This window comes from Bacteroides sp. AR20 (assembly GCF_964250605.1).
GTDB classification, from domain to species: Bacteria; Bacteroidota; Bacteroidia; order Bacteroidales; family Bacteroidaceae; genus Bacteroides; species Bacteroides uniformis.
Window position 1 is genome coordinate 1 of sequence record NZ_CAXUGK010000028.1, and the last position, 13,326, is coordinate 13,326.

8 protein-coding genes are annotated in these 13,326 nt (G+C 49.7%); 3 read left to right on the forward strand and 5 right to left on the reverse strand.

Annotation, left to right across the window (positions count from 1 at the left end; translation table 11 throughout):
* The first annotated feature begins 244 nt into the window (after positions 1–244).
* From ACESTD_RS14060 to ACESTD_RS14070, 3 genes are read left to right on the forward strand one after another with little or no spacing between them, the layout of a single operon-like run.
* Positions 245–502 (forward strand): OadG family protein, encoded by a 258-nt coding sequence (locus ACESTD_RS14060; RefSeq protein ID WP_005826326.1) that lies wholly within the window; start codon positions 245–247, stop codon positions 500–502.
* Positions 503–541: 39 nt separating this feature from the next.
* The gene (locus ACESTD_RS14065; protein ID WP_373158951.1) at positions 542–2,380 is read left to right on the forward strand and encodes a biotin/lipoyl-containing protein; all 1,839 of its coding nucleotides are present in this window, start codon (positions 542–544) and stop codon (positions 2,378–2,380) included.
* Entirely contained in the window at positions 2,380–3,615 is a 1,236-nt protein-coding gene (locus tag ACESTD_RS14070; protein WP_005826328.1) for a sodium ion-translocating decarboxylase subunit beta, read from the forward strand. Before ACESTD_RS14065 ends, ACESTD_RS14070 begins: the two co-directional genes overlap by 1 nt.
* A gap of 89 nt (positions 3,616–3,704) precedes the next feature.
* Here ACESTD_RS14070 and ACESTD_RS14075 read toward each other — a convergent pair whose 3' ends face one another.
* The 5 genes from ACESTD_RS14075 to ACESTD_RS14095 form a co-directional block, all read right to left on the reverse strand.
* Positions 3,705–4,979 (reverse strand): TolC family protein, encoded by a 1,275-nt coding sequence (locus tag ACESTD_RS14075; RefSeq protein WP_009036567.1) that lies wholly within the window; start codon positions 4,977–4,979, stop codon positions 3,705–3,707.
* Between the two features lie 34 nt (positions 4,980–5,013).
* Positions 5,014–8,043, reverse strand: a complete 3,030-nt coding sequence (locus ACESTD_RS14080) for an efflux RND transporter permease subunit (protein ID WP_195288628.1) — start codon at positions 8,041–8,043, stop codon at positions 5,014–5,016.
* A gap of 50 nt (positions 8,044–8,093) precedes the next feature.
* A complete protein-coding gene (locus ACESTD_RS14085) occupies positions 8,094–9,146 on the reverse strand; it encodes an efflux RND transporter periplasmic adaptor subunit (protein ID WP_087332744.1) in 1,053 nt (350 codons plus the stop codon).
* 113 nt (positions 9,147–9,259) lie between these two features.
* Positions 9,260–11,614 (reverse strand): family 65 glycosyl hydrolase domain-containing protein, encoded by a 2,355-nt coding sequence (locus ACESTD_RS14090; protein WP_373158952.1) that lies wholly within the window; start codon positions 11,612–11,614, stop codon positions 9,260–9,262.
* A gap of 321 nt (positions 11,615–11,935) precedes the next feature.
* Positions 11,936–13,309, reverse strand: coding sequence for an MFS transporter (locus ACESTD_RS14095; RefSeq protein ID WP_035449528.1), 1,374 nt, complete (start codon positions 13,307–13,309; stop codon positions 11,936–11,938).
* Positions 13,310–13,326 lie beyond the last annotated feature (17 nt).

The following is a 13,326-nucleotide window of genomic DNA, read 5'->3' on the forward strand; positions in this document are numbered from 1 at the left end:
TTTGTTCGGTTAAACATACCCATGGGTGGGGCACTTTTTAAATGTTGTTCCGGGTCCCTTTTCAAGTGTTAGCTACAGACTGACACCGTTTTATGCTAAAAGTTTCCCGTACCGCCTCATTGGTTGTGCGGGAAGCTTTACTTTTTAGCATCTTTTATCATTCTTCTCTGCCTTTCTTTAATGGATTATCGCTAATTTCGAGCGATTTTTCGTAAATTCGGCTGAATAACTAATAATTTATAATATGGAAAACTTGAATACAGCACTTTTGCTGATGGTGGTAGGTATGGCAACAGTCTTCGCTATCCTGCTGATTGTTATTAACTTAGGAAAAGCTCTTATTGCATTGGTGAATAAATATGCGCCCGAAGAGGTGACACCGGCTAAAGCTGCGGCAAATGGTCCCGCACCTGTCCCCGGTAATATTCTGGCAGCTATCAGTGCAGCCGTAACAGTAGTGACACAAGGTAAGGGTAAAGTTGCTAAGGTAGAAAAAATCTGAAATAATAATCTTATATAAAAACACACCGAATAATTTAGTATGAAAAAGGAAATTAAGTTCAGTTTGGTATTCAGGGACATGTGGCAGAGTGCCGGAAAATATGTACCCCGTGTTGACCAACTGGTGAAAGTTGCTCCCGCCATCATTGAGATGGGTTGTTTTGCGCGCGTGGAAACCAATGGCGGAGGTTTTGAACAAGTAAATCTGCTGTTTGGGGAGAATCCGAATAAAGCCGTGCGCGAGTGGACGAAGCCGTTCCATGAAGCCGGTATCCAGACCCACATGTTGGACCGTGCCCTGAATGGCCTCCGCATGAGTCCCGTGCCCGCCGATGTGCGCAAGCTGTTCTATAAGGTGAAGAAAGCGCAAGGTACGGACATCACGCGTACTTTCTGCGGTCTGAACGATACCCGCAATATCATTCCTTCCATTGGTTATGCACACGATGCCGGAATGATTTCCCAATGTTCGCTCTGCATCACCCATTCACCCATCCATACCGTAGAATACTACACGGAGATGGCACTGAAGCTTATCAAGGCAGGTGCCGACGAAATCTGCATCAAGGATATGGCAGGTATCGGACGTCCGGTTTCTTTGGGCAAGATTGTGGCCAATATCAAGGCGGCGCATCCCGATATTCCTATCCAGTATCATAGTCATGCGGGTCCCGGTTTCAATATGGCAAGTATTCTTGAAGTGTGCGAAGCGGGTTGCGACTATATCGACGTAGGCATGGAGCCGCTTTCCTGGGGTACGGGACATGCCGACTTGCTCAGTGTGCAGGCCATGCTGAAGGATGCAGGCTTCCAGGTGCCCGAAGTCAATATGGAGGCATATATGAAGGTACGCGCACTCATCCAGGAGTTTATGGACGACTTCCTTGGCTTGTACATCAGCCCGCGCAACCGCCTGATGAACTCCCTGCTGATTGGTCCCGGACTGCCGGGTGGCATGATGGGCAGTCTGATGGCAGACTTGGAATCCAATCTGGAGTCCATCAACAAATACAAGGCAAAACGCAACCTGCCCTTCATGAAGCAGGATGAACTGCTCATCAAGTTGTTCAACGAAGTGGCATATGTTTGGCCGCGCGTGGGTTATCCCCCGTTGGTGACTCCGTTCAGCCAGTACGTCAAGAACCTTTCCATGATGAACGTCATTGCTATGGAGAAAGGCAAGGAACGCTGGGGTATGATTGCCGATGACATTTGGGATATGCTGTTGGGCAAGGCAGGTAAGCTGCCGGGTCAGCTGGCTCCCGAAATCATAGAGAAGGCCGAACGCGAAGGACGCAAGTTCTTCACCGGCAATCCGCAGGACAACTATCACGATGCTCTGGACAAGTACCGCAAGCTGATGAAGGAGAACAAGTGGGAACTGGGCGAGGACGACGAAGAGCTCTTCGAATACGCCATGCACCCGGCTCAATACGAGGCTTACAAGAGTGGCAAGGCCAAGCAGGACTTCCTGGAGGATGTGGAGAAACGCCGTGCCGAACGTGACAAGTCTCCGCTGGACGATGCCAAACCCAAGACGCTCACTGTGCAGGTGGACGGTCAGGCTTACCGCGTGACGGTGGCATACGGTGACATCGACCTGCCCGCTTCGGCCACCGAAAAGGTGACAGCTCCCCCCGTAGGCGAAGGTCAGGACGTTCCGGCTCCGCTCGAAGGCAAGTTCTTCCTGACAAAGAATGCGCAGGAAACCCCGTTGAAAGTGGGTGACAAGGTGAAGAGTGGTGACCTCCTCTGCTATATCGAAGCTATGAAGACATACAATGCCATCCGCGCAGACTTTGATGGAACGGTTGTTGCCATCTGTGTCAATCCGGGTGACTCTGTTTCTGAAGATGATGTATTAATGAAGATAGGATAATGGAAGATATATTTGCAAAACTCTATGATATGACGGCCTTCAGCAACATCATTGCTGATCCGTCGTTCCTCGTGATGTATGCCATCGCTTTCATCCTGCTTTATTTAGGTATCAAGAAACACTATGAACCATTGTTGTTGGTACCCATCGCTTTCGGTGTGCTCATTGCCAACTTTCCCGGCGGCGAGATGGGGGTGATTCAGGCAGATGAAAACGGAATGGTCATGGTAGGCGGGGTGATGAAGAATATTTGGGAGATGCCGTTGCACGAGATTGCGCACGACCTCGGACTGATGAACTTCATTTATTATATGCTGATTAAGACCGGCTTTCTGCCGCCTGTTATCTTTATGGGTGTGGGTGCGCTGACAGACTTCGGTCCGATGCTCCGTAACTTGCGTCTCTCCATATTCGGTGCGGCTGCGCAGTTAGGTATTTTCACCGTACTGCTTTGTGCTGTGATGATAGGGTTCACTCCGCAGGAAGCAGGTGCGTTGGGCATTATCGGTGGTGCCGATGGTCCTACGGCTATCTTTACTACCATCAAGCTGGCTCCCCATCTGTTGGGACCGATTGCCATTGCTGCTTATTCTTATATGGCGCTGGTACCGGTCATCATTCCGATGGTGGTGAAGCTGTTCTGTACCAAGAAGGAATTGATGATTAACATGAAGGAGCAGGAGAAGCTGTATCCTTCGAAAACCGAGATTAAGAATCTGCGTGTATTGAAGATTATCTTCCCGATTGCAGTGACTACGATTGTTGCTTTATTTGTGCCCACAGCAGTACCTTTGATTGGTATGTTGATGTTCGGTAACTTGATTAAGGAAATCGGTTCGGATACAAGCCGCTTGTTTGATGCTGCTGCTAATAGTATCATGAATGCAGCTACCATCTTCTTAGGATTGAGCGTTGGCGCCACGATGACCAGTGAGGCATTCCTGAATTGGACGACTATCGGTATTGTGATTGGTGGTTTCCTGGCATTTGCATTGTCCATTACGGGAGGTATTTTCTTTGTGAAGCTGTTCAACCTATTCAGCAAGAAGAAGATCAATCCGCTGATTGGTGCTACCGGCCTGAGTGCCGTACCCATGGCAAGCCGTGTCTGCAATGAAATAGCAACGAAGTATGACCCGAAAAACCATGTGCTGAATTACTGTATGTCCAGTAATATCTCCGGTGTAATCGGTTCGGCTGTTGCGGCGGGTGTGCTGATTTCATTCCTGGGATAAACGGTCAGTAGGAAAAATATAAAGAAACTCCGGTATGGCTTTGTAAAGCTATGCCGGAGTTTTTTGTATGTTTTTCTTTGAGGGGCATTTCATTCACTAACCACCTTCCAATATTCAGCCACCGCCATCTTCTCTGCCAGATACGCATCAATTAGGTTGGTGTGTGCCTGCGTCCACGAGAGTTGTGCGGACAACACATCTGCCATGCTGGCTTTTCCTTCATTATAAGAGAAGGTGACAAGGCCCAGATTCTCTTCGGCGAGTATCATATTCTCCCGGGCCGTCTTGACTTGCTGTTCAGTTTCCGTCAGTTTTGTGGTGGCTGCGGAGAGTTCCTCCAGAATATTGTCCGTTACATAGCTTTGTTGCAGCTTCTGTATGCCGATATAGGCTTTCTGTTGGCGGTTTGTCTTGAAGCGGGCTCCCCAACGGAAGATGGGGATGCTGACATTGACTCCTACGACGGGAGTATGAGGTACATCCTGCCCCATATAGGTGATTCCCGTATCCCAACCGGTAGCGAGGAACATGTTGACTTGTGGGTTGTAGCGGCTGAGGGCGGCATGCCGTTGCGCTTCACTGCGGGCGATGTTCACGGAGGTACTGGCATATTCTGCCCGGCGAAGCAGCACATCATCCAGGCCCAGAGGTATGATGGAGGCAGTCGGTATATCTATTTCGGCTATGCTGTCTATGGGAGCGTCCGGTTCCGAGCCCATAAGGATATTCAGTTTTTGCAGGGCAAGGGTATGGTTTTGGCGTGCCTTGATGTACTGCAATTCGGCTTCCTTACGTCGGGTGGAAATCATCAGCAAGTCTGTGCGGCTGATGGCACCGTCATCAAAGCGGTCTTGGATGATGTCGTACTGCTGTTGTACAATATCCTGAAAGGTAGCCGCGGCTTTCAGACCGGCACGGGCGGCAGAGGCATTCCAATAGACGGCGTCACTTTGATAGTGTATCTGGTCGAGGGTCAGCTCTGTGGTAAGTTGGTCCAGTGCCTCTTCGGCTTGCGCCACTTTCTTTTGGGCTATTAGGGAACCTCCGGTATAAAGCGGCTGCGTCAAGGTGGCAAGTGCCTGATAGGTATAAGGGTGGTAGTCTCCTTTCGGACTGTTCCATTGGTCCAGATGATTGAGATTGGCGGTACCCTCGGCGGTGATGTCAATCTGGGGCAGGAAACCGGTGGAGGCAATCTTGCGTGCCTCGGTACTGGCGAATGTTTTCAGATGCTGTTGTTTCAGAATCTGGCTGTATGCTTCTACCTTGTCGCGGTATTCTTCGCGGCTCAGATATGCTTGTTGTGCCCCGGCATTCAGTCCTGAGCACAGTAATGATAGAATAAGTATATTTGTTTTCATCATTCAATTGGTAAACTGTAAATTGTTGAATGTTCTCTCACTTGATTTTATGAATGGCGCAATAAGCCACCGGCAGCACGAATAGTGTCAATGCCGAGGCTACCAGCAAACCACCCATGATGGTTGCCGCCATGCCGCCGAACATGGCGTCGAACAATAACGGCAACATTCCCAGGATAGTGGTACCCGATGCCATAGCCACCGGGACAATACGGGTGGTCGTTGCACTGATAACGGCTTCACGCGGTGCTTTTCCGGCAGCGGTTTCCGTATCAATCTGGTCCACCAGCACGATGGCATTCTTGATATTCATTCCAATCAGCCCCAGCAAGCCGAGGATGGAGAAGAAGTCGAATGATTTCCCCAATACCACCAGTCCCAGTACAATACCTATAAAGATAAGCGGCAGCATCAGCAGGATAACAATCGGCTTCCGGTAGCTGCGGAACAGAAACAGCAAGGTGACGAACATAAGGAAGAATGTCAGCGGCAGGTTAGCTGCCAGTGCGGCATTGCTTTCTGCCTGGCTTTCCTGCTCTCCGAAGTATTTCATGGTGTAACCTTCGGGCACATCAATCTCTTCTTGCACTTGCTTCCATATACGGTTGAAGGCGGCAATGGCATTCACACCGCGGCGTGGGTCGGCCTGCGCCATCATCACCATCTGCCGGTTGTAGTCTTTCACATTGGAGAACTTGTACTGGAAGTCGAACCGGCTGACGACTTGTTCCAGAGTGGTTGTTTCGCGTGCAGTGCCGAATACGGGGAGTGTACGCAAGTCGTTGATGCGGAAAGAGTCGATAGTTTTATCCTTCAACAGAACGGGAAGTACCTGGTCTCCTTCCCTATATTCCCCAAGTGTCATGCCGTTCGTACCGATCTGGATACTCTGTGCCATGCTTTGACGGGAGATACCCAACGGTTGTGCACGCTCCTGACTGTAAACGGGATGCCATACCGGTATCTTATTGCCCCAGGAGTTGCGCACGTTGATAAGTTCGCCGTCACGGTGCATGATGTCCAGAGCCTTGTTGGTCAACATGACCAGCGTATCCGTGTTATTGCCGATGAACCCGATTTCAATGGCGGCATCTACAGCAGGAGAGAGCTTGAACAACATGGTACGGGTGATGGCATTGGGATAGTTGGCCTTCATGTAGGCATCAAGATTCTCTTCCTGCTTCTTGGTATATTTGCTGTCCGTTACTTCCACCAGGATATTGGCGAAGTTAGGTTTGGGGCCGACGGAAGTGGAGGCCAGATAGTAACGCAACGGTGTGCTGCCGAATGTGACGGATACCCGTTTCACTTCCGGCTGCTGCATCAGATGCGCTTCCACCTTTTTCATTTCGGTTTCTACTTCGCGGATGCTGTACCCGTCCGGATAGAATACATCTGCCCGAAAGTAGGGCTTGTCCAGAGAAGGGAAGAAGTTCTGGGGCATCAGTCCCATGACGATGAGGGAGAGGATGAACAGTGCTGTAATGCTTCCAAGGGTCAACGCCTTCTTGCGTATCAGTGTGCCGAGGATGGAGGCGAATTTATGGTAGAAAGGCTTGTCGTATGGGTCTTTATCACCATCTTTAGCCTTTGCTTTCAGTATGAAGTTGCCGAATGTAGTGGTTTGTGTCAACGCCAGCACCCAACTTAATCCCAGGGAAATGGCCAACACTACGAATAGCGGTTTCACGATTTCGGCTACGGAAGAGGGAGCCAGATACAGTGGCAGAAACGAACAGATGGCAATGAACGTTGCTCCCAGCAATCCCCATTGGGGACCGGTGGCACCGTCTATCAGCGCTTTTCGGCGGTCGATGCCGCGGGCAATGGCAATTTGGGCATTATCTGTCACCACGATGGCATTGTCCACCAGCATTCCCATGGCTATGATGAATCCGGCGAGGGAGGTCCGGTTCAGACCTACGCCAAGAAACGACATAATGAGCAGTGTGCCTCCGATAGAGAATATAAGGGAAGAGCCAATCAGTACTCCTGCACGCATGCCCATCACCAGCATGATGATTACAATCACAATCAGGATGGATTCTATCAGATTGATGATGAACCCGTTGTTGGCTTCTTGGGCAATCACGTTTTCGGGATACAGACTTTCCAGTTCCAGTCCCACGGGGATGAGGGGCATGAGTTCGGCAAGCCTCCGGTCTACCAGTTCACCGGTTTTTACCACATCCTTTGTCGGGTCGGTGGAGATGCCGATACCGATGGCGCGCTTTCCGTTGACGTGCATGATATTGCCGGGAGGTTCCATGTATCCCTTTTCAATGATGGCGATGTCGCCCAGCTTGACTTGTCCGCCGGAGGTAGTGATAATCTGGTTGCGGATATCATCGACAGTCGTGTAGGTACCGTTGGCCACGATGCGTAACTGTTGTTCTCCGGCGCTGATTTCACCCGTATTGATAATCTGGTTCTGCGATTGCAGCAGGTCGGCCAGCTGCTTGGGGTCGATACCCATTCCTGCCAGCTTGTTTACGGAGATGAATATATGGATGACCTCTGTCTGTGTACCGAAAAGGGCTACCTTCATCACACCGTCTGCCGTGATGACTTGTGTCTTGATTCGTTCCGCCCAGTTTCTCATTTCTTCATAAGAGAAACCGTCATCACCCACCAGGCCGTAATAGATACCGAAAACGTCTCCAAAATCATCCGAGACGGTCGGCACAGAAGAGCCTGCGGGCAGTTGGGGCTGTATGTTGAGCACTTTGCGCCGCAGTTCGTCCCACTTCTGCGGAATGGATGCGGCAGAAAGTGACGGTTGCAGTTCGAAGGTTATCTTGGAGAGTCCGTACATAGACTCTGACTTTATCTTGTAGACGCCGCTCATCGACTGTATTTCTCGGGAGATGGGTTCGGTGACGAGCCGTTCCACTTCTGCCGGCTCCGCTCCCGGGTAGCGTGTCATGATGACTGCCGACTTGATGACGAAAGGTGCGTCTTCCTTCTTTCCCAACCTGCCGAATGACAGTATACCGCCGATAAGCAGCACAGCCAGAAAGAAGTAGACTATCTTCGTGTTGTCTAATGAATATTGGGCTAGATTCATAATGAATATTTTTTAGATAAATGGGGAATGTAATGTGCCAATGTGATTAATCACATTAGTACCTTTATTGCTTCTCCTTCTGTCAGCTGGTATACTCCGGCCGTCACAACGGTTTCTCCCGGTTCCAACCCTTTAGAAATAAGCAGGTTTGCCTCTCCCGTTGGAGAATAAACGGTCACTTCGCGGCGACTGACTTTATTACCTTCCACCACCCATACATACGTTTTCCGGTTTTCACTGTCGCCAAATACGGCGCTTAACGGTACATTCATCAGCTTTTCTTCCAGAAAGGGAGCGACATCCGATGCCAGCTTTATTTTGCATGTGAATCCCGGTTTTACGTCATAACGTGTACGGTCAAAGTGCGGGTCGTCAATTGTTATTGTCACCGGAATACCCGTCCCTGCTGTGGAGATGTCAAGATACTCTTCCAGTCTGGCATCGAAAGCCTCTGCAGGGTAACTGTCGAACACCACCTTGAACTTTACGTCCTTGGCACGGAGCAGATAGAGATAATCATCCGGTACGGTGAACTTGATTCGTAGCTTCTGTGTATTTACCAGCTGTACAACCCCTTCTCCTGCATTGACACGCTGATAGTTCTCTACCAGCCGTTTTTCGATGGAACCCTCGAAAGGGGCTGTCAGCCGCGTATCCCGCATATTGTTGCCGGACAACTCGTAAGTGGATTTTGCTTTCTGATAGTTGGCTACGCTGATTTCGTATTCCTGCACGGAGATAGCCTGGCGGCCAAGCAGCCGTTTGTTACGTTCCACTTGTGCGGCAGCTGTTTCGTAGGCAGCCTTGTCGGCTGCATATTGCAGGGAGATGTCGCGTGGGTCGATGGCGGCAATCAGTTGCCCCTTTTTTACCCGCTGTCCCTCTACAACCGGGAGGTTGATGATTTGTCCGCTGACGCGGAAGGCAAGTCTCACATATTCCACGGCTTCCACTATTCCGGAGAAGTCTTTGCGGATAACCGACTGTGAACTGACTTGCGCAGTCTTCACCGGTCGGATAAGGGTATTGCTACCCTTTTGTTTTTGCCCGCACGACGTGATGAGCAACGCCATGACCAGGGCGAAAAGAAACATTTTTTTCATTGGTAAACAAGTATATAGTTATTCGTTCAGGTATATATAAAAACATAAAACCGGGAAAACAACCAAATGTTCTCCCGGTTATAGGATAAATGATGATTTAATGTGCCAATGTGCTAATTGGCTGCGCAATGTTTATGCTGCGCTATCACGCCGCAGGTCATTGGCATATTAATTTTCAATTCCGTCCCCCGTTCCAGCGTATATGGGTGTCCGTAGACTTGTATGTCCACTTTGCTGCCTGCTGTAAGCGAGATTTCGATTTCTTTTCCTACCCGTATGTGAAGTGTGTTTTTCAGATAATTCACCTTGAATGAATAGCTGTCCCATTTTTGCGGTATGACAGGGGAGAAACACAACGTCTCCTTCAGCACCTGCATACCTGCAAATCCGCGTACAATGGCCAGCCAGCTGCCGGGCATACTGGTTATGTGCAGACCTTGGTCCGCTTCGTTGTTGTAGTCGTCCAGGTCAAGCCGCGTGGCATGCAGGAAAAGCTGGTAAGCTTTTTCCACTTTGCCGATGCGTGCAGCCAGGATGGAATGGATGTGGGGAGAAAGGGAGGATTCGTGTACGGTCATCGGCTCATAGAACTCGAAATTGCGGCGGACGGTTTCCGTGTCAAAATAGAAATAATAGAGGTAAAGTCCGAGCAACACGTCGCTCTGCTTGATGTAGCAAGAGCGCAGAATGCGGTCCCATGACCAATGTTGGTTGATGGGGCGTTCTTCGGCAGGAATGTTATCTGTACTTTCCAGTACTTTATCCATATAGCCGTCATTTTGGATAAAAATACCCCGTTCCTTGTCTTCCGGCAGATACATGTGTTCGATGATGTCTCTCCACCGGGCACTTTCCTTCACTTGGTCGAGATTGGTGATGCGGCGTATGTGGGCATATTCATCCGGATATTGCTGTGCCACCATTTCCAGAAAACGGAGGGTCATCTTGAGGCACTGTATACAGGAATAGTTAGTGTACCAGTTGTTGTCCACATTGTTTTCGTATTCATCCGGGCCGGTAACCCCCAGTATGACATATTTCTGTTTGGGTTGGGAGAAGGATACCCGTTGGCTCCAGAAACGGCTGACGGCAATCATTACTTCCAGGCCATATTTAGCGATATAGTCCATATTGCCCGTCAGCGCTGCATGCTGAACGATGGCATAGACAATGATATTGTTACGGTGGATTTCCTCGAAGGTTATTTCCCATTCACTGTGGCATTCCTCTCCATTGTTGGTTACCTGCGGAAACAACGCTGCACCGTCCTTGAAACCCAGTTTACGGGCGTTTTCGATGGCTTTGGGAAGCTGGTTGTACCGATATGCCAGCAAGTTCTTTGCAATTTCTTTGGGAGTGGAGAGCAGAAAAAACGGTACACAACACAGTTCCGTGTTCCAATAAGTATTTCCGCCATATTTTTCTCCGGTGAATCCTTTGGGGCCGATGTTTAGGCGCGGATCATCTCCCCGGTAAGTCTGATACAGCTGGAATATGTTGTACCGGATACCTTGTTGCGCTTCCGGATCCCCTTCGATGACGACATCCGTTTCGTCCCAGATTTCCTGCCAGGCCCTTCGATGCTCTTCTACCAGCGTATTCCAGCCTATGCTCTTGGCTTCGCGTGCCTCGGCCACGGAGTGTTCCACCAATTCACTCCGTTCGTGGTAGAGAGAAGAAGCAATGGCGGTGTATTTGATGAGTGTCACGTTGTCTCCGGGTTTCACGTCGGCACCTACGCTGAAACCGGTCTGCTTTTCCTTTTCTATCCGTATGAGGTTGGCAGTGGTTTCCTTGTTGTTTTTGAAGAATTGGTAAGTCATGGCGTAGCACACTTGTGCATCTTCCCGGCGGGTCTGTGTCCAGAGATAGGCACAGTTGCTGGTAGAACCGGAACGCAGTATGTTCCATATTTTCAGGTTTGGCAGATCGGCATCGTCTACTATATTCCCGTCAAGGATGGGCACGAGTGAGATTCTGCCGGTATAGTTGATGGAAGACACGCTGTACTTGATGAGACAGAGGTTGGGTCTTGCCATATTTGTGATATGCTCTACATGGATGCGGAGCTGGTTTCCGCGAGGAGACGTCACCTCCATGTCCCGGTAGAAGATACCTTCCTTCATATCCAGGCGGCGGTTGAAGCTGTCGACATCCCAGCCTGCCAAATCGAGTTCCTCATCGATGAGGCGCAGGTTGATGCGGCTCCAGTCAGCAGCCTTGGGTATACGGGTGTAATATGGGGGAAATCCGTTCTTCCACCATCCTACGCGGGTTTTGTCCAGGAAAGTGATGCCGGCCACAAATGAACCACGGTAACTGTCACTGCTGTAAGGCTCCTCAAAATACCCCCGTTGCCCGAAACGTCCGTTTCCGAGACTGAATATACTTTCCGACATCCGTTGACGGTCGGGGTGGAATTGGTCTTCGATGATGTTCCATTCATCGGTCTTGAGGTATTTCTTCATGGCGACGTGTTTTCTGTAGTTATCGCCGTAAAGTTAAGCAATATGCGGAAATAAAGAAGAAATGGAAAGGAAAAAAACAAACGTGCGGTAGGCTTTTTTTTACCTGCTTTCTTGCCGGAGGGCTGGTAGGCTCGTCAATAACAGATGCTATGTACGGTCAGAAGAAGAGGTAACAATCATACGGTATGAAAGCATGAATCATACGATATGATTATGGTAATCATACGGTATGATTCATGTCTTTATTACAAAGATAACGGCTGTCCTTTGTACGGTGTGCCGGTCTCGGTTCTTTGTGTGTTATGTTTCGGAGGCGTGTGCTTACTTGCTTTTTTCTCCTTGGTTCTCTTTGATGAGGTATACGCAGGCGGCGCCGATTATCAGCATGATTCCTGCCAGCACAAGCATATTGATTTCAGGAGGCAGTCCTCCTTGGGGAGTAAACAAGGCAAGGATGGTGCCGCCCAAAGCAGCTGCTATAATCTGCGGGATACAGATAGTACCGTTGAAAAGTCCCAGATAAGTACCCATGTGTCCTCCGCTCAGTGCGTTGGTCAGGATGGTGAACGGCAGTGCCAGCATGGCAGCCCATGCACAACCTATCAGCAAGAAGGAAATGAAGAGCATATAAGGGTCGTGTATGAAGTAGGTGGAAATGAAACCTATACCTCCCAGAACAAGGCTGAGTGAGTAGACCCGGCGACGGTCCTTGAACATCGGTATGCAGATGGCCCAAAGCACAGAGCCGATGGCTTGTACGGCAAACAGTACGCCTACCCAGTCGGCGGCATTCTGATATTGCAGGCTCTTGGTGTCGAGTACCACTTTGGTGACACCATCTACCAGGTGCTCTACTGTAGGAGCGTCAAAAGCATTGGCAGCGATGCTGCCGTTGGTATAGGTCCACATGAACATAAAAGCAAACCAGCAGAAGAACTGTACCAGTCCGATAGTCCAGAATGCTTTCGGAGCCTTGATGAGCAGCTTCAGCATGTTGGTCTTTTCATGTTCCTCTTCTTCGGTGATGCCGTGATACTCTGCATATTCGGCAGGCGGCATCTCTTTTACTTTGACCGAAGTGTAGATGACGCAGAAGATAAGGATGGCCGCTCCGATGTAGAATGAGTAAATCACCGAGTCGGGGATTACTCCTTGGGGAGCTGTATTGCTGATGCCAATCCATGCAAAGATGAACGGGAAGAGATATCCCACCAGGCTGCCTGCATTGCAGAGAAAACTCTGGATGGAGTAGGCGAGTCCTTTTTGTTTCTCATTCACCATGTCGCCCACCATCATTTTGAAGGGTTGCATGGCCATATTGATGGAGGTGTCGAGGAACATCAGCGATACCAGTCCGAAAATCATGGCTGTACTTACTGCCATGCCGAAGCTTCCGGCATTGGGTAGCAGGCACATGACGAGTACGGCCACCAACGAACCTATAAACAGATAAGGGATGCGCCGTCCGAAGCGTGTCCAGGTCTTGTCACTGGCGGCCCCCACGATGGGTTGTACAATGATACCTGCCAACGGAGGTAATATCCAGAAATAACTCAAATTATGCGGGTCTGCACCCAAAGTGGAAAAGATACGGCTGATGTTTGCACTCTGCAAAGCATATGCAATCTGTACGCCGAAAAAACCAAAGCTGATGTTCCACAGCTTCCAGAAACTTAAATCGGGTTTTACTTTCATGATGGTTTAATATGTTT

Excerpts from the sequence above, each read along its gene's own strand:
- ACESTD_RS14060 (WP_005826326.1), top strand. The coding sequence starts at position 245 with ATGGAAAACTTGAATACAGCACTTTTGCTGATGGTGGTAGGTATGGCA.
- ACESTD_RS14065 (WP_373158951.1), top strand. The coding sequence starts at position 542 with ATGAAAAAGGAAATTAAGTTCAGTTTGGTATTCAGGGACATGTGGCAG.
- ACESTD_RS14070 (WP_005826328.1), top strand. The coding sequence starts at position 2,380 with ATGGAAGATATATTTGCAAAACTCTATGATATGACGGCCTTCAGCAAC.
- ACESTD_RS14075 (WP_009036567.1), bottom strand. The coding sequence starts at position 4,979 with ATGATGAAAACAAATATACTTATTCTATCATTACTGTGCTCAGGACTG.
- ACESTD_RS14080 (WP_195288628.1), bottom strand. The coding sequence starts at position 8,043 with ATGAATCTAGCCCAATATTCATTAGACAACACGAAGATAGTCTACTTC.
- ACESTD_RS14085 (WP_087332744.1), bottom strand. The coding sequence starts at position 9,146 with ATGAAAAAAATGTTTCTTTTCGCCCTGGTCATGGCGTTGCTCATCACG.
- ACESTD_RS14090 (WP_373158952.1), bottom strand. The coding sequence starts at position 11,614 with ATGAAGAAATACCTCAAGACCGATGAATGGAACATCATCGAAGACCAA.
- ACESTD_RS14095 (WP_035449528.1), bottom strand. The coding sequence starts at position 13,309 with ATGAAAGTAAAACCCGATTTAAGTTTCTGGAAGCTGTGGAACATCAGC.